Here is a 15,724-nt window from a genome sequence, read left to right as displayed (position 1 = left end):
GTCTACCCGCCCCCGCCCGTCCAGCGGTAGCAGAGTTCGGGGCGGCCGACGTTGCCGTACTGGGGTTCGCGGGCGGCGAGGCCGGTGTCGACGAGGTGTTCGAGGTAGCGGCGGGCGGTGATGCGGGAGACGCCCGCGGCCGTGCCGGCGGCGGCTGCGGAGAGGCCGGTGCGGGCATCGCGCAGGACGGTGGCCACGGTGTCCAGGGTGGGGGCGCTCAACCCCTTGGGGAGGGCGGTGCGTTCGGGGGTTCGCAGGAGGGCGAGGGCCTGGTCGACCTCGTCCTGGCCGGTGGCCTCGCCGGTGCGGGCGAGGGTGTCGCGGTAGCGGGCGTACCGTTCCAGCCGGTCGTGCAGGGCGGCGGCGCTGAACGGCTTGAGCAGGTACTGGACGACGCCCGCCGAGACGGCCTGGCGGACCATCGCGAGGTCGCGGGCGGAGGTGACGGCGATGACGTCGGTGGTGTGGCCGGCCGCGCGCAGCGTGCCGCAGAGCTGGAGCCCGTGCCCGTCCGGCAGGTAGAGGTCGAGCAGGGTGAGGTCGACGGGCCGGCCGGCGGCGCGGGCGCGGTCCAGGAAGCGCAGCGCGTCCGCGCAGCTGTGCACCGTGCCGGCCGCGCGGAATCCCGGTTCGCGCTGGACGTAGAGGGTGTGGGCGGCGGCGGCCACCGGGTCGTCCTCGACCACCAGGACGGAGATGTCGGGCCGGGCCGCGAGGTCCGGCCGGCCCGGGGGGCGGGTCACGGCGCCACCGCCTCACGCCGGCGGGGCCGGCTCAGCGGCAGCCGGACGGTGAGCACCGCGCCGCGGTCCCGGCCCACCTCCACGGTGCCGCCGTTGCGTCGGGCGGCCTGGGCGACGAGGGCCAGCCCGAGCCCGTGTCCGCGGCCGTCCTGCTTGGTGCTCCAACCGCGCCGGAACACATCCTCCACGGCGGCCGGGTCGATGCCGGTGCCGGTGTCAGCGACCCGCAGCAGCAGGTGATCGCCTTCGGGCCGGGCGGCGTCGGGCCGGCCGGCGTCGGCCCCGGCAACGTTCGGCCAGGCAGCGTCGATCCGGGCGGTGACGGTGACCTCGGGCGGGTCGGTGCTCCCCGCGGCGCCGGCGATGGCCGCGTCCACCGCGTTGTCGATCAGGTTGCCGAGGACGGTGATCAGGTCGCGGGCGGAGAGGCCGGGCGGCAGCACGCCGTCGTCGATCCGGCTGTCCTCGGTGAGCGTCAACTCGACTCCCCGCTCAGCGGCTTGGGCGGCCTTGCCGAGCAGCAGCGCGGCCAGTACCGGCTCGCCCACGGCGGCGACCACGCGGTCGGTGAGCTGCTGGGCGAGGGCCAGTTCAGCGGTCGCGAACTCCACCGCCTCCTGGTGGCGCCCGAGTTCGATCAGCGAGACCACGGCGTGCAGCCGGTTGGCGGCCTCGTGCGCCTGTGCGCCGAGCGCCTCGGTGAAGCCGCGGACGGAGTCCAACTCGCCACTCAGCGCCTGGAGTTCGGTGTGGTCGCGGAGGGTGATGACGCGGCCGAGGCCGGTGCCGATGGTGGAGGTGTTGAGCACCACGACGCGCTCGGCGGTCAGGTGGACCTCGTCCCGGACCGGCTCCGCCCCGAGCACGGCCTTCACCAGCGCCTCCGGAAGCCCCAGCCCGTCGATCGGATGCCCTTCCAAGTCGCCGTTCAACCCGAGGAGTTCGCGGGCCGCGTCGTTGCAGAGCACCACCCGGTGCCGGCGGTCCAGCAGCACCAGCCCCTCGCGCACCGAGCGCAGGGTGGCCTGGTGGTACTCGTAGAGGTGGCTGAGCTCAGCCGGTCCCATGCCGTGGGTGTGTCGCCGCAGCCGGGAGTTGGCGAGGTAGGTGCCGAGCCCGCCGAGTGCCAGCGCGGCCACCGCGACACCGGCCAGGGCCAGCAGCGGCCCGCTCAGCTGGGCGGAGATGGACTTCACCGTGATGCCCGCACTGACCAGCGCGACCACCCGGTGCCGCTCGTCCAGCACCGGCGTGACCACCCGGACGGACGGGCCGAGCGTGCCGGTGTACGTCTCGCTGCGGGTCTCCCCGGCGAGCGCCCAGTCGATGTGACCGAGGAAGGTCTTGCCGATCTGCTCGGGCAGCGGGTGGGTCCAGCGCACCCCGGCGGTGTCCATCACCGTGATGAACGAGACCCCGGTGTCGACCCGGACCTGCTCGGCGTACGGCTGGAGGACGGCGGTCGGATCGGGACCGGCGACGGCGGCCCGCACGGACGGCGAGTCGGCGACCGACCGGGCGACGGCGGTGACCTGGGCGCGGGCCGCGTCCTCGGCCCGGCCGGCGGTGAACAGGTACGCGAGCACGGCGCCCCCGGCCACCACGGCGGCGACGATCACCACCTGGACAACGAAGAGCTGTCCGGCCAGGCTGCGCACCAGCCGGCGCGGCGTGGGGAGCGTGCGCGGGGACATGCCTGCCAGTGTGCACCACGGCGGCCCGGCGTCCAGGCGCACGGCGGAACGCGGGCAGCCGACCCGCGGGGCGCAGGGAAGGCGGTCGGCAGAACGCGGACGGGCGGGCGGGCAGTGGAACGCGGGCAGCCGATCCGCCGAGCCCAGGCGTGCGTGAACTCTATGAACGCAAACGTGACCTCCGTCACTGCGCAGCACATAGTCGGATCGGCCCACCACCCGGGGCCGCCAGGACTGCAGGGCGAAGGAGCCGCAGATGTCGATCACCGGAGCAGGACCGCAGGCGGGGGTCAGACGGAAGGACCGCACCCACTACCTCTATCTCGCGGTCATCGTGGCCGTGGTCGCGGGCGTGGTGGTCGGCCTGGCCGCACCGAAGTTCGCGGTGGAGCTGAAGCCGGTCGGGACCGGCTTCGTCAACCTGATCAAGATGATGATCAGCCCCGTCATCTTCTGCACCATCGTGCTGGGCATCGGCTCGGTGACCAAGGCCGCCAAGGTCGGCAAGGTCGGTGGCCTGGCCCTCGGCTACTTCCTCACCATGTCGACGGTGGCGCTGGCCATCGGCCTGGTGGTCGGCAACCTGCTGGAGCCCGGCGGCGGACTGCACCTCACCGCCGCGCTGGCCAAGTCCGGGCACGCCCAGGCCGCCGCCGGGGCGGCCCAGTCCACCACCGACTTCCTGCTCGGGATGATCCCGACCACCATGCTCTCGGCCCTCACCGAGGGCAAGGTGCTGCAGACGCTGCTGGTCGCCCTGCTGGCCGGCTTCGCACTGCAGGCGATGGGCCCGGCCGGCGCGCCCGTGCTGCGCGGGATCGAGCACGTGCAGCGGCTGGTGTTCCGGGTCATGTCGATGATCATGTGGGTGGCCCCGATCGGCGCCTTCGGGGCGATGGCCGCGGTGGTCGGAGCCACCGGCACGGCCGCGCTGAAGAGCCTCGCCGTCATCATGATCGGCTTCTACGTCACCTGCGCGCTCTTCGTGGTGGTGGTGCTCGGCACCCTGCTGCGGCTGGTCGCGGGTGTCAACGTGTTCGCACTGCTGCGCTACCTGGGCCGCGAGTTCCTGCTGATCCTCTCCACCTCCTCCTCGGAGAGCGCGCTGCCCCGGCTGATCGCCAAGATGGAGCACCTGGGCGTCAGCCGCCCGGTCGTCGGCATCACCGTGCCGACCGGCTACAGCTTCAACCTCGACGGCACCGCGATCTACCTGACCATGGCCTCGATCTTCATCTCCGAGGCGATGGACAAGCCGATGTCGCTGGGCGAGCAGGCCTCGCTGCTGATCTTCATGATCATCGCCAGCAAGGGCGCGGCCGGGGTCACCGGCGCCGGGCTGGCCACCCTCGCCGGCGGGCTGCAGTCGCACAAGCCGGCGCTGGTGGACGGGGTCGGCCTGATCGTCGGCATCGACCGCTTCATGTCGGAGGCCCGGGCGCTCACCAACTTCGCGGGCAACGCCGTGGCCACCGTGCTGATCGGGCACTGGACCGGCGAGTTCGACCGCGAGCGGGCCCGGCAGGTGCTGGCGGGCGAGGTGCCGTTCGACGAGCGGACGCTGGTCGACGCGCACGGCGGCCCGGCCTCGCCCGGGGCCGCGGAGGCGCCTGAAGCTGCTCCCGCGCCGCCGGAGACCGTCCCGCCGCAGGCCGGGGCGCCGAGCCCGACGCCCGCCTGACCGCCGGCCCCCTCCCCGCTCTCCCCATTCTCCCTGTTCTCCCCCTTCTCCCCGGCCCGGCGCCGCAGCCCAACCTCCCGGGCGGCGCCGGGCCGGGGTCCGTTTCGCACCGGGCCTGTCCGTGTCCTGGCAGCACTGCCCCGCACCACCGCCTTGCGGCGCCGCCTCGCACCACTGCCCCGTCCCGACACCCCGTACCGCCACCCTGCCCGCACGCGTCAGGGCTCGTCCGATCCGCTGACCGCCCAGCTCAGGCCGCTCGCCGGGTCCTCCATCGCGACGTGCAGGTGGCGCAGGCCGTCGGCCGGGTCGCACCAGGTGAAGCACCGCATCCGGGCCACCAGCGCGTTCACCTCCGCACGGTTCGGCCCGTCGCCGCCGGCCATCGCGCCGAGCGCCCGCCAGAGCGCCAGCCGGCCGTCCGCCGAGCCCTGCGCCCGGTCCGCCGCACCCGCCTGCACCAGCACCGGGTAGGCGACCGCGAACGGCAGGTACCCGCCGGTGACCCGCCGGCCCGGCGCCAGCTGCCCGGCCGCCTGCGGCGCAGGACCCCGGACACAGGCCACCTCCACCCACTCCGCCAGCGCGGCCAGCGCCCGCGTCGCCCGCTGTCCGCGCAGCCTGGCGCCCGGCTCGGGCAGCAGCACCGGGCCCAGCCCCTCCCGGGTGGCGGGCAGCGTGAGCAGTGCGCTGCGCGAGCCGCCGCGAGGCAGGTAGTCCCGGACTCGCACACCCTCGCCCCAGCCGGCCGACTCCCAGGGCTCCAGCACCAGTGGGACGCCCTCCGGGTCCGGCTCGGCGCCGTACGAGAGGTCCTCACCGATCAGCACCCGAGTGTGCGCGACCAGCCGGCGCACCGGCGCCGGGCCGAGCAGCGGGGCCAGCCGCAGCCACGAGTGCCGGGTCGCCAGCACCTCCCAGAGCGGCCCGGCGTCGTGGTCGGCGACCCCGGCGGCGGTGCCGGGTCCGCCGTCCGGGTCGAACAGGCGCACGGCCAGCTCGGGCGGCGCGGCGTACGCGATCAGGTGGCCGAGCGGTGCGGTCGCGGCCGCCGCCCAGCCCTCGCCCGCGCGCGCCACGGCGGCGGCCCGGGCCTGCCGGTAGGCGCCCAGCAGTTCGGGCCAGCGGCCGTCCTCGACCAGGGTGCGGAGCCGGTGCTCCTCGTACGTGATCACGAATCGCAGCGTACGGGCCGGGGCGGCGCATCAGCTGACTTGTCGTCAGCTCGGTGCGTCGGGCCGGGGCGGCGGCGTCGTCGCGCCACTGCCGCCGGCACCGCCGCCACCACTGCCACCGCCACTGTCACTGCCACCGGCGCCGTCGCTACCGCCGCGGTCGACCCGGTCACGGCCGTCGACCCGGTCGCATTCGCGCTCGCGTTCGAGGACGGCCCGGAGCCGGCTCAGCGCACGACGCCGGGTGACCGCCAGCGTGGAGCGGTGCACGCCCAGCAGGGCAGCCGCCTCGTCGACCGTGTACCCGCCGAGGTCGACCAGCACCACCACGCGGGCCTGCTTGGCGGTCAGGAGCCGCAGCAGCCGGACCACCTCCCAGCGCGCCTGCAACTCCCCCAGCCCCCCGCCGAGCGGGTCGGCCCGGGTGCGCTCACCCTCGGCCCGCTCCGGCACGACCAGCCGGCGGCGTTCCCTGCGCCACTGGTCGCGCACGATGTTCGCCATGGTGGTGAACGCGTAGGCATAGGGCTGGGGGTGACGGAGAAACCGCTCGGGCGCGCGGGCGATGCGCAGATACGCGTCGTGCACGATGTCCCCGGCCGCGGACGCGCTTCCGGCGAGTGAGACGGCCGCCCGGTGGAGCCGCGGCAGCATTTCCGTGAACACCCGGTTGAATTCCGCGGATTCGGGATCGGCCGGGCCGGGATCCCTCGCGCTGCGAGCCGGCGTATCGAGGCCCGCCACTCTGCGGGCCGCCGCCGCACGATCCGCTGCCGCACGATCCGCCGTTCCGGGAGCGGCGGTGACCTCCGGATCCCGCCCACTCCGGCACCGACCGGTGAATTCCATGCCGCTCCCCTCGGAAATCGGCACCCCGAAGGCACAGTTGGCGATCCGCCCGCCAACCGCGCTGTGACGCACATCACATCATAGTTCGTCGTCTCACCGTGCGCAGTCATTCGTGTGCAATGCGTCATCGTCTCGACGGGGCACGGGAATTACCGATTCAGACTCCCGCCCGCCCGGGGCAGGCAGCACGAGCGAGGAGAGATCGCCATGTCAGGTTGTATCGCCCGGAACATCGCCAGGCTCGGGATGGTGGCCGCGGCCGCCCTCGGCGTCCTCGGCACCACGACCCTGCCGGCCGCCGCCGCCACGCCGGCCGCCGACCAGAGCATCTCCGCCGGCTCGGGCGCCGCGTCGTCCGAGGCCGTCACCGCCTCCTACCACTGCACCATCACCGCCGACTACGGCTGGCGCTGGGAGGGCAACTGCCGGATCTACTCCGGTGAGCTGCGCACCATCACCTACTGCGCCAACGGCACCTCCACCACCGGCCTCTGGATCGGTGCCCGGTCCGAGCCGTGGGCGGTCTGGGGCAACTGCCCGGGCTCCAGCTGGACCCGGATCGTCTTCCAGACCCGCGGCTGACCCACCGCCGACAGCGGCACTCCGACAGGAGCCCTCCCACTACAGAACCGACTGACGAAGAGCCGACCGACGAGCCGACCACAGGATTCCGACAGCACCGAGGGGTGCCGCCCACGCGGGTGGCACCCCTCTCCGCCCTTGCCGGGCGCGGCCGTTGCCGCGGCCCTATCTCATGGCCGCTCCGGCATCGGCCAGCAGCCGGGCGGCGTGCACCCGGCCGGCGTGCTCGACCAGGTCGATCAGCACCTGCTTGCCCGAGGCGCGGCGGCGCGCGTCGCAGAGCACCACCGGGGTACCGGCCTCCAGGTCCAGCGCCCGGGCGACCTCCTCGGTCCCGAAGTCACGGGTGCCGGTGAAGCGGTTGACCGCCACCACGAACGGGATGCCCCGGTGCTCGAAGAAGTCCACCGCGGGGAAGCAGTCGGTCAGCCGCCGGGTGTCGGCGAGCACCACCGCCCCGAGCGCGCCCTGTGCCAGCTCGTCCCAGAGGAACCAGAACCGGTCCTGCCCCGGGGTGCCGAAGAGATAGACGGACAGGCCCTCGCGGATGGTGATCCGGCCGAAGTCCATGGCCACCGTCGTGGTGGTCTTCTGTTCGACCCCACCGGTGTCGTCCACGCCCCGCCCGGCCTCGGTGAGCTGCTCCTCGGTGCGCAGCGGACGGATCTCGCTGACCGATCCGACCAGGGTGGTCTTGCCGACGCCGAATCCGCCCGCGACCAGGATCTTCAGGGCGAGCACGGGGGCGTCCGAGGAGCCCTCGTGCTCGGCCCCGCCGTGGCCCCCGTCGTTCTTGCGCTCGCTCTCGGTCTCGGGCCCTCGCCCGGTCCCGGGCGGGCCGTCCCCGTAGAGGCCGTCCCCGTAGCGGCCGTGGGCGTACGGGCGGTCAGAGTGCGCGGAGTCCATGGATGACCTCCTGGAGGATGCGCTCGTCAGGGAGCAGTGCGGGCGGGACGGGGCGGCTGACCCGGATGTGGCCGGCCGCCAGCAGATCGCCGAGCAGCACCCGCACCACGCCGAGCGGCAGGTCGAGGTCGGCGGCAATCTCGGCCACCGAGAGGGCGTTGCCGCGGCAGAGGCCGAGGATCAGGCCCTGTTCCGGGCCGACCGGCAGGTCCGGCGTGTCCGGGAAGGCCCCGGGGTCGGGGACGTCGCTGACCACCAGGGCGATCAGGTCGAACTCCCGCCCGCTGGGCCTGGTCCGCCCCCTGGTCATCGCGTACGGGCGGACCAGCGGCCCGGCCTCGTCGTCGTACCAGCGCGAACGATGGGCGGCGGCGAGCGGATTCCTGGCGAGCGGTGGGCTGCCGGGCGATGGGCTGCCGGGGGCTTGCGCGGTCGGTGGGGCCTGCGCGGCCTCGGCTGTCCGTGGCGCCTGTGGCGCCCGCGGGGGTGCGGCCGGCCACGGCTCGGGGCGGCGGTGCTCGTTCGGCGGCTCGTGAGGCGGCTCGTTAGGCGGCTCGTAAGGCCGCCGGTACGGCTGTTCGTCCGGATGCGGCACCCGGCTCACCGGCCGTCCGCGCTGCGCGGTGGTGTGAACAGGTGCTCGCCGACCCGGCGGACCAGTCTGGCCATCTCGTACGCGATCAGGCCGAGGTCGGCCTCGGCGGTGGAGAACACCGCCAGGCAGGTGCCCTCGCCCGCGGCGGCCACGAACAGGAAGCCGCGCTCCAGCTCGACCATGGTCTGTCGGACCTCGCCGGCCTCGAAGTGCCGGCCGGCGCCCTTGGCCAGGCTGTGGAAGGCGGAGGCGACGGCAGCCAGGTGCTCGCCGTCCTCGCGGCCGAGTCCGGCCGAGGTGCCCATGGCGAGGCCGTCGGCCGAGAGCATCACGGCGAACCGGACCTCGACGACCCGCGAAACCAGTTCGTCGAGCAGCCAGTTGAGCTCTCCCGCGCGGTGGGTGGTGCCGATCATTGGCGCTCTCCTTCATGGTGGTGCGGTGGGAGGGGGTGGTGCGGGGGCGGTGGCGTCTCGTCCGGACGGCGATCCGGGCGACGTTGCGCCGGGCGCTGCGCCGGATGCCGGTGGTCCGGATACTCGCGGTCCGGATACTCGCGGTCCGGGTACTGGCGGTCCGGGTACTGGTCCCGGTGCTCGCCCCCGTTCTCGTCGCGGTGTTCGTCGCGGTCCTGCGGGCGTGTGCCGCGGGCCCAGCCGGCCTGGTACGCGGACATCGCGGAGCGGGCCGCCTCCGGGTTCCGGCCGGGAGTGGACGCGGCGACGGCGCGACGGCGATCGGGAGCCGGCCGGGGTGGGGCCTCGCGCAGCTGCGGGACCAGGCTGGCCTGACGGACCCGCCGGGGCAGCTCATCCGGCCCGGATTGTCCGTCCGGCCCGTCCGGCCCGTCCGGACGCGCAGGTCCGGCGGCGGGGTTCACGCCGGACCTGCCGACGGGCACTGCGGAGGGCGTGGACGCGGGCGCGGCCTCCGCCTGGTGACCACGGGCCGCCCAGACCGGCCGGACGACCGGGGCCCCCGGCGTCCGGCCCGACGCCGGCGTCGGGCCCGCGTCCACCGCCGGACCGTCAGCGCGGGCCCCGGAAGCCCGGAACGGGATGGGGCGCAGCACCCCGGGGTCGCCGCCCCGGGCGCCGAACGGCAGCAGCGCCCCGCCCTCCGACGGCGGCTCGGCGTCCGGCAGGCCGTCCGCCAGGGTGAAACCGGGCCCGGCGAGCGCGGACTCCACGGACGCAGGCTCCACGAGCGCAGGCTTCACGAGCGCAGGCTTCATGGTCTCGGGCTCGGAGAGATCGGCTTCAGGGAAGGCAGGTTCGGCGTACCCAGGGCCGTCGACCGCGCGGCCCGAAAACTCGCCGATCGCCGCCTCGACATCCAACTCCGGCACCACATCATGAAGTTGATGCCGCACCCGAGGAGTGTCATCGACCAGCAGCACGGTGGGCAGCAGCACCACGGCAGTCGTCCCACCGTACGCGGAGGTCTGGAGGGAGACCCGGACACCGTGCCGCCGGGCCAGCCGGCTGACCACGAACAGGCCGAGTCGGTCGCTGTCGAAGAGGTCGGTCTGCTCGGCCGCGGCGATCCGCCGGTTGGCGTCGGCGAGTGCGTCCGATCCCATTCCGAGGCCGCGGTCCTCGATCTCCAACGCGTAGCCGTTGCCGACCCGTTCGCCCCGGATGTGCACCCGGGTGTGCGGCGGCGAGAAGCCGGTCGCGTTCTCGACCAGCTCGGCGACCAGATGGGTGAGGTCGGCGACCGCCTGCCCGGTGACCGCCGCGTGCGGGAGCCGGTGCACCTCGACCCGGGCGTACTCCTCGACCTCGGAGACGGCGGCGCGCACCACGTCCAGCAGCGGGACCGGCTTGCGCCAGGCCCGGCCGGGGGCGGCGCCGGACAGGATGATCAGGCCCTCCGCGTGGCGGCGCATTCGGGTGGTGAGGTGGTCCAGCCGGAACAGGTCGGACAGCTCGGCAGGGTCCTCCGTCCGCCTCTCCATGGCGTCCAGCAGGGTGAGTTGGCGGTGAACCAGCACCTGGCTGCGTCGGGCGAGGTTGACGAACACCCCGGAGACGCCGGAGAGCACCTCGGCCCGTTCTACCGCCGCGGTGACCGCCGCCCGCTGGACGGTGCCGAGCGCGCCGTGCACCTGGCCGATCTCATCGCTGCCGTGAACCGGGACGGGCGCCTCGGCCTCGATGTCCACCTCCTCCCCTGCGCGCAACCGCCGTATCGTGGCGGGGAGTTTGCGTCCGGCCAGGTCAAGTGCCGAGTTCCGAAGGCCGATCAGCTCGGTGACCAGGCCGCGCCCGATCTGCACCGAGATCACCAGCGAGGCCACCACACCGGCCAGGCCGAGGAACACGGCCACCCCGGCCGGCGTGAACAGGGCGAGCGCGTAGGGGTCTTCCCGGTCGGATGCCGCCCGGCCGGCTGTGTCCTCGACGGCGCGCAGGTCGCGGGCGACGTTGCCCGCCGCCACCGACCAGCGTTCGGGCGGGACGGCGGCTGCCGCGGCGCGACCGTCGGCGGCGGTGCGGACCTTGTCCTCGTAGGAGCTGAGGTCCCGCTGGTCCTGGCCACCGGTGACGGCGAGCAGAGCGGCACGGTCCTCGGGGCGCAGGTCGGCAGCGGAGCCCTGCTCGAACTGGCGGCGGGCGAAGACGGCGCCGGAGAACTCGCGCAATTGGTCCTCGGTGAGGGTGCCGGAGAGCTGGGCGGCGCGCAGCAACGCATCCTCACGGCTGAGGAGTTCACGCGAGCGGGCGAACTCCAGCAGCACCCGGGCGTCCGAGGCGACCCGGTGGTCCTGCATCGGGGTGAGCGCCCCGGCCACGGCCAGCGCCCGGTCCACGGCGGCGCCGTACGCGGCGTAGGCCTCGGGCCAGCCGACACCTCGGGCCAGCACCCGGCTCCGCAGCTCGGGCAGCGTGCCGACGGCGGCGCCGAGCGCGTCCAGCCGGGCTGCGGCGTCCGGCCCGAGGCCCTGGGCGTCGGCCCGGTTGTAGCCCTGACTGTTGCTGCCCTGACCAGCACTTCCCTGGCTGCTCCCGCCCTGGCCCGTGCCGCCCTGGCTGTTGCCGTCCTGGCCCGTGCCGCCCTGGCTGTTGCCGTCCTGACCGCCCGGGTTCCGGCCGCCGGGTCGGGCGTCAAGGAGGAGCGGGGCGAGGGCCCGGTCGGTGGCGGCGGCGGCCTCGCGCAGGGCGCTCTCCCGGGCGGCCCCGGGAGCGGCCAACACCTGCCCGGCGGCGGCGCGTTCGGCTTGGAGCCCGGCGACGGTCGCGCCGACGGGGGTGAGTACGGTGCGCTGGGCCTCGCGCAGCCGCAGCAGGTCCCAGACGTCCTGGGCGGCGGTGACGCTGGCGAACGCCCAGAGCGCCAGCACGGAGACGACCGGGACCATCAGCAGTGCCACGATCCGGGCGCGGACGGTCCGGGGGCGCAGCCCGTGCGGGCCGGGGCGGCGGCTGCGGCGGGTCGCTTCACGAGCCGGCCGGGCGGGCGGCCCGGCGTGGGCACCCCGGCGGGTACCGGGCGCGGTACCACGGCTTTCGCGCATGGGTGAGGAGCCTTTCGGGCGGGGGAACTTCGGTGAAGGACCTCGGAAGGGGACGCCGCTGAAGGGCGCCGGCGGAGGACGCCGACGCGAGGCGCCGAGGGAGGGCGGCGGCGGGGAGCGCCTGCCGGGGACGCCGGTTCAGGCCGCGCGGTGGTGCTGCCCGGGCGCCGGACGCGCGGGCGTCGTCGGGAACTCCTCGATGGTCAGCTCGCCCGCCTCCTGGTAGGCGGCGCGCTCCTGGGCCGTCGGGGAGAGGGCGACGAAGGCCGAGGTGAGGAAGAGGAAGGAGCCGAGGCCGACCGCGAGCGGGAAGACGAACTCCATCGGCGCGGCCCCGCCGAGCCCGGTCCGCGCCGGCTCCAGATGGACGTGGACCGCGGCCATCCCGGTGTAGTGCATACAGCTCACGGCGAGGCCCATGACCAGCGAAGCGCCCACCGCCGCATACACGTTGCGGATGGTGACGGCGGCCCAGAGCGCGGCGGTGGCGGCTCCGACGGCGATCAGCACGGAGAGCGCCACCGTGCCCGGGTCGTAGCGCAGGCCGCCGTGCAGCCGCATGGCCGCCATGCCGAGGTAGTGCATCGCGGCGACGCCGAGGCCGGTGGTGAGCCCGCCCGCGAGCAGCGCCGGGCCCCGGTGCCGTCCGTAGCCGACCGCCATCATCCCGAGGCCGGTGACCAGGATCGCGACCAGCAGGCTGAGCACGGTCAGCGGGACGTTGTAGCGCAGCTCCGTCCCGTCGACCGCGAAGCCGAACATGGCGACGAAGTGCATCGTCCAGATCCCGGACCCGATCGCGGCGGCCGCCGTGAGCAGCCAGTTCCGGCGCGAGGCGCCGGTCGCGGCGAGGCCGCGCAGCGTGCACCGCAGGCCCAGCGCGGCGCCGGCGCACGCCACCACGTACGAGAGCGCGGGCGTCAGCCAGCCGAAGCTGAAGTGGTTCATCGTGCCCATGGGGACCTCCGGTCGACCGGTCGGGCCCGGGGGCGGTTCACACTGCGCCCGGGCTCCCTGGACCGGGCGGACTCCGCATGGGGGCGGACGGTGAAGGGTCCGGGCCGGTCAGGACCAGTCCGGAGGATCGATCACCCGTCATATGCCAGACACACGTGCGCTTCCGGTCCGGGGTGCGTGGGACGCTATCGGGGGTCCGGAATGAGCTACGCGAAGATGTGAAAAGCTGCCCGCAGCGTCCGGATGCTGTGTTCGAATGGGTTGGTCCTGTGCCCGTGCGCCCGAGCCCGCGCAGGGAGTGCGGCGGGGCCCGCGCCCGCGCCGCGGCCGGCCCCGCCCCCCGTCAGCCCCGCCCCTCCGTCAGCGCGGTGCGAGCCGGATCCGCGTCGGGCTGTCCACCCGCAGCGTGATGCCCTGGCCGAGCAGCACCCGGCGGTCGATCACCTCGAAGTCGAAGTCGCGCAGCAGCACCCCCAGGGCCAGCACCGACTCCAGCATCGAGAAGTGCTGCCCGATGCAGGCGCGCGGGCCGCCGCCGAACGGGTACCAGGCGTACCGGTGGCGCTCCTTCTCCCGCTCGGGCAGGAAGCGGTCCGGGTCGAAGCGCTCCGGCTGCTCCCAGTGGTCGGGGTGCCGGTGGGTGACCAGCGGCGCCAGGATCACCTGCGCGCCGGCCGGGATGACGTGCCCGCCGATCACCGTCTCGGCCACCGCCCGCCGTCCTATCACCGAGGCCGCCGGGTAGAGCCGCATCGCCTCCTTCAGCACCCGGGTGATGTACGGCAGCGCCTCCAGGTCGGCGGCGGTCGGCTCGCGGCCGGCGAGCACCGCGTCGGCCTCCTCCTGGGCCCGGCGCCTCTGCTCCGGGTGCCCGGCCAGCAGGTGCAGGGCGAAGGCGAGCGAGGTGGCCGTGGTCTCGTGCCCGGCCAGCAGGAAGATCAGCACCTGGTCGCGCAGTTCGTCCGGGTCGAGCCGTTCGCCGTCCTCGCCGCGCGCGAGCGTGAGCAGCGCGAGCAGGTCGTCGGACTTGCCGCCGGCGTCGTCCGGGCGCAGGGCGCGCTCGGCGATGATCCGGTCGCAGATCCCGTAGAGGTCCCGCTGCGCCTCGGCGCCGCGCCGGTTGGCGGGTGTCGGCCAGTTGCGCGGGGTGCGGACGGGTGAGAACCCGCGGTCCAGGAGGTACTCGCCGAGCGCCGGGAAACTGCGGTGCACGACGTCCACCGCCGCCTCCACGTCGGCTCCGAACAGGATCCGGGAGACCGTGCGCAGCGCGAACCGGGACATCTCGTCCGCCGCGTCCACCACGCCGTCCGGCACGGCCCTCCAGCGCTCGGTCAGCGCCCGCGCCTCCAGGGCGATCGCGTCCACGTAGCCGTCGACCCGGCGGCGGGTGAACAGCGGCTGGATCAGCCGGCGTTGGCGCTGGTAGTCGTCGTCCTGGCTGGTGAGCAGGCCGTTGCCGACGCTGGTCCGCAGCTCGTCGTAGAAGGCGCTCTCCTTGCGGAAGTTGGCCGCCTCGCTGCCGAGTACCTGGTGGGCGCCCTCCGGGGAGAAGACCGCGAAGAACTCGGCCCGCAGCCCGGGCGGCCCCGCGGTGAACCGGACCACGTCGCCGTAGTCGCGCCGGGCGGCCAGGTAGGTCCGCAGCGGTCGGCGGGTGAGGTCGAACATCGAGCCGATCAGCGGGTGTCCGGACGGGCCGGGCACCCCGGCTTTCACAGGGGTCATAAGGGGGGCCTCCTCCAATGGCGACCCACCAACCTAACTGACACGGCGTCACCGGAGAAGGGGGCGTCCAGGGCGGTCGCGGGCCGTCCGCGACCACCCCGCCCACCCGCCGGCGGCGCCGGCGGTGGCCCGGCTACTCGTACTCGGTGCCGCCCTTGCGGGTCAGGTAGGCGTCGCTGACCACCTTGGCGATCGCCCGCCCGCCCACCACCGGGCTCCAACGCTCGGCCACCGGGCGGATCACGACGCCCTCGCGCAGGTGCAGTTCGCGCCCGGAGACGGTCTCCCGCCCCTGGGCGAACGCCAGCGCGGTGTCCGGATCGAACGGCCCGCGCCACAGCTCGGGCACCACCGGCAGCTCGCCGTCCAGCAGTTCGGCGGCCGGCAGCCAGCGCAGCTGCCCCTCCACCACGGCCGACACGTCGAACGCGGCGTAGCCGGGCAGCTCGGTGCGGCCGGACTCGCCGTAGGTGAGGTCCTGCACGCCGGCGCCGAAGACCTCGCCGAAGACGCCGACCCGCTCGGCCCCGAGCCGCTCCGCCAGCCGGGCGGCCACCTCCGGTATCCGGTGCGCGCGAACCGCCCGCCAGTAGAGGTTGCGCTCGTCCTCGGCCAGGGCCAGCCCCTGGGCGCCGATGCCCTTGGACGAGACCTGCACCTCGCCGGTGGCGGCGTGATAGGTGACCAGGCAGCAGCTGCCGTGCAGCTTCTCGGTCAGCACGACCGGCTCGCCGGGCTCGAAGATGCCGGGGAAGCGCTTGAGGTTCTCGATGTCCACCCAGGGCAGCAGGTCGGGCGCGCGGACCACCTCGCCGTTCATCGAGGTCGGGATCGGCGGCTGCCACTTGGTGACGCCCAGCACCTCGGCGAAGTCCTCGCCGCTCTCGGCGGCGGCGGCCAGGTCGGTGCCGGCCAGCGCGCCGGGCCGGCAGACGATGCCCTGCGACAGCTCACCGCGCAGCCGGACCGCCTTGACCCGGTCGGCCTTGCTCCCGGCCAGCCGCCCGGTCAGGCCCAGCTCCTCGATCAGCCCGGCGGGCAGCACGGCCTGCTCGGGGATGTAGACGGCGTGGTCGCCGGTGCGGTAGGCACCCTTGGCGACCACGGCACGATAGAGGCCGACCTGGGCGAGTTCGAGGGCGTCCGCGTTGGGATGGGCCAGGATGGTCAGCCGCTCGGCGGTGACGCGCAGTGTGGACATGGGTGTGCTCCTCCCCTTTGGCTCGGCCGGTCGGCCGGCGGTGCGTACCAGGTGCCGTACGACGTGCATACCTGCCACACCCGGTGCGGATCA

Annotated in this window: 13 protein-coding genes; 2 read left to right on the top strand and 11 right to left on the bottom strand. The window is 74.5% G+C overall.

Features of this window, described 5'->3' with window-relative positions:
* Positions 1-2 precede the first annotated feature (2 nt).
* On the bottom strand, positions 3-743 hold the full coding sequence (locus ACZ6NC_RS12405; protein ID WP_465731711.1) for a response regulator: 741 nt from the start codon (positions 741-743) through the stop codon (positions 3-5).
* A complete protein-coding gene (locus ACZ6NC_RS12400; protein ID WP_465731709.1) occupies positions 740-2,437 on the bottom strand; it encodes a sensor histidine kinase in 1,698 nt (565 codons plus the stop codon). Before ACZ6NC_RS12400 ends, ACZ6NC_RS12405 begins: the two co-directional genes overlap by 4 nt.
* Before the next feature lie 256 nt (positions 2,438-2,693).
* Between ACZ6NC_RS12400 and ACZ6NC_RS12395 the strand changes: the two genes are divergently transcribed.
* Positions 2,694-4,118 (top strand): cation:dicarboxylate symporter family transporter, encoded by a 1,425-nt coding sequence (locus ACZ6NC_RS12395; RefSeq protein ID WP_465731707.1) that lies wholly within the window; start codon positions 2,694-2,696, stop codon positions 4,116-4,118.
* A gap of 218 nt (positions 4,119-4,336) precedes the next feature.
* Here the strand turns inward: ACZ6NC_RS12395 and ACZ6NC_RS12390 are convergent, their stop codons facing one another.
* Together ACZ6NC_RS12390 and ACZ6NC_RS12385 are read right to left on the bottom strand one after the other, a co-directional pair.
* Positions 4,337-5,293: a hypothetical protein gene (locus ACZ6NC_RS12390; protein WP_465731705.1), complete on the bottom strand. Its 957-nt coding sequence runs from the start codon at positions 5,291-5,293 to the stop codon at positions 4,337-4,339.
* Between the two features lie 45 nt (positions 5,294-5,338).
* A complete protein-coding gene (locus tag ACZ6NC_RS12385; RefSeq protein ID WP_465731703.1) occupies positions 5,339-5,959 on the bottom strand; it encodes a sigma-70 family RNA polymerase sigma factor in 621 nt (206 codons plus the stop codon).
* 390 nt (positions 5,960-6,349) lie between these two features.
* Here ACZ6NC_RS12385 and ACZ6NC_RS12380 point away from each other — a divergent pair, with 390 nt between their 5' ends.
* Positions 6,350-6,724, top strand: a complete 375-nt coding sequence (locus ACZ6NC_RS12380) for a hypothetical protein (protein ID WP_465731701.1) — start codon at positions 6,350-6,352, stop codon at positions 6,722-6,724.
* A gap of 165 nt (positions 6,725-6,889) precedes the next feature.
* Here the strand turns inward: ACZ6NC_RS12380 and ACZ6NC_RS12375 are convergent, their stop codons facing one another.
* The 7 genes from ACZ6NC_RS12375 to ACZ6NC_RS12345 all read right to left on the bottom strand — a co-directional run bounded on the left by ACZ6NC_RS12375 (position 6,890) and on the right by ACZ6NC_RS12345 (position 15,631).
* Positions 6,890-7,630, bottom strand: coding sequence for a GTP-binding protein (locus ACZ6NC_RS12375; protein ID WP_465731699.1), 741 nt, complete (start codon positions 7,628-7,630; stop codon positions 6,890-6,892).
* Positions 7,611-7,958, bottom strand: coding sequence for a DUF742 domain-containing protein (locus ACZ6NC_RS12370; protein WP_465731756.1), 348 nt, complete (start codon positions 7,956-7,958; stop codon positions 7,611-7,613). The genes ACZ6NC_RS12375 and ACZ6NC_RS12370 overlap by 20 nt, the downstream gene beginning before the upstream one ends.
* A 272-nt stretch (positions 7,959-8,230) precedes the next feature.
* Positions 8,231-8,641 carry a roadblock/LC7 domain-containing protein gene (locus ACZ6NC_RS12365; protein WP_465731697.1) on the bottom strand — a complete coding sequence of 137 codons (411 nt, stop codon included), beginning with the start codon at positions 8,639-8,641 and terminating at the stop codon, positions 8,231-8,233.
* A complete protein-coding gene (locus ACZ6NC_RS12360) occupies positions 8,638-11,745 on the bottom strand; it encodes a sensor histidine kinase (RefSeq protein WP_465731695.1) in 3,108 nt (1,035 codons plus the stop codon). The genes ACZ6NC_RS12365 and ACZ6NC_RS12360 overlap by 4 nt, the downstream gene beginning before the upstream one ends.
* Before the next feature lie 138 nt (positions 11,746-11,883).
* A complete protein-coding gene (locus ACZ6NC_RS12355) occupies positions 11,884-12,702 on the bottom strand; it encodes an MHYT domain-containing protein (protein ID WP_465731693.1) in 819 nt (272 codons plus the stop codon).
* Between the two features lie 360 nt (positions 12,703-13,062).
* Complete coding sequence (locus ACZ6NC_RS12350) at positions 13,063-14,430, bottom strand: cytochrome P450 (protein ID WP_465731691.1); 1,368 nt, start codon at positions 14,428-14,430, stop codon at positions 13,063-13,065.
* Between the two features lie 133 nt (positions 14,431-14,563).
* Positions 14,564-15,631 (bottom strand): RNA ligase (ATP), encoded by a 1,068-nt coding sequence (locus ACZ6NC_RS12345; RefSeq protein ID WP_465731689.1) that lies wholly within the window; start codon positions 15,629-15,631, stop codon positions 14,564-14,566.
* Positions 15,632-15,724: the final 93 nt, after the last annotated feature.

The organism is Kitasatospora sp. NPDC041988, assembly GCF_055588525.1.
This window is presented reverse-complemented; position numbering and strand designations above follow the sequence as displayed.

Excerpts from the sequence above, each read along its gene's own strand:
- ACZ6NC_RS12375 (WP_465731699.1), bottom strand. The coding sequence starts at position 7,630 with ATGGACTCCGCGCACTCTGACCGCCCGTACGCCCACGGCCGCTACGGG.
- ACZ6NC_RS12395 (WP_465731707.1), top strand. The coding sequence starts at position 2,694 with ATGTCGATCACCGGAGCAGGACCGCAGGCGGGGGTCAGACGGAAGGAC.
- ACZ6NC_RS12350 (WP_465731691.1), bottom strand. The coding sequence starts at position 14,430 with ATGACCCCTGTGAAAGCCGGGGTGCCCGGCCCGTCCGGACACCCGCTG.
- ACZ6NC_RS12360 (WP_465731695.1), bottom strand. The coding sequence starts at position 11,745 with ATGCGCGAAAGCCGTGGTACCGCGCCCGGTACCCGCCGGGGTGCCCAC.
- ACZ6NC_RS12345 (WP_465731689.1), bottom strand. The coding sequence starts at position 15,631 with ATGTCCACACTGCGCGTCACCGCCGAGCGGCTGACCATCCTGGCCCAT.
- ACZ6NC_RS12380 (WP_465731701.1), top strand. The coding sequence starts at position 6,350 with ATGTCAGGTTGTATCGCCCGGAACATCGCCAGGCTCGGGATGGTGGCC.
- ACZ6NC_RS12365 (WP_465731697.1), bottom strand. The coding sequence starts at position 8,641 with ATGATCGGCACCACCCACCGCGCGGGAGAGCTCAACTGGCTGCTCGAC.
- ACZ6NC_RS12355 (WP_465731693.1), bottom strand. The coding sequence starts at position 12,702 with ATGGGCACGATGAACCACTTCAGCTTCGGCTGGCTGACGCCCGCGCTC.
- ACZ6NC_RS12400 (WP_465731709.1), bottom strand. The coding sequence starts at position 2,437 with ATGTCCCCGCGCACGCTCCCCACGCCGCGCCGGCTGGTGCGCAGCCTG.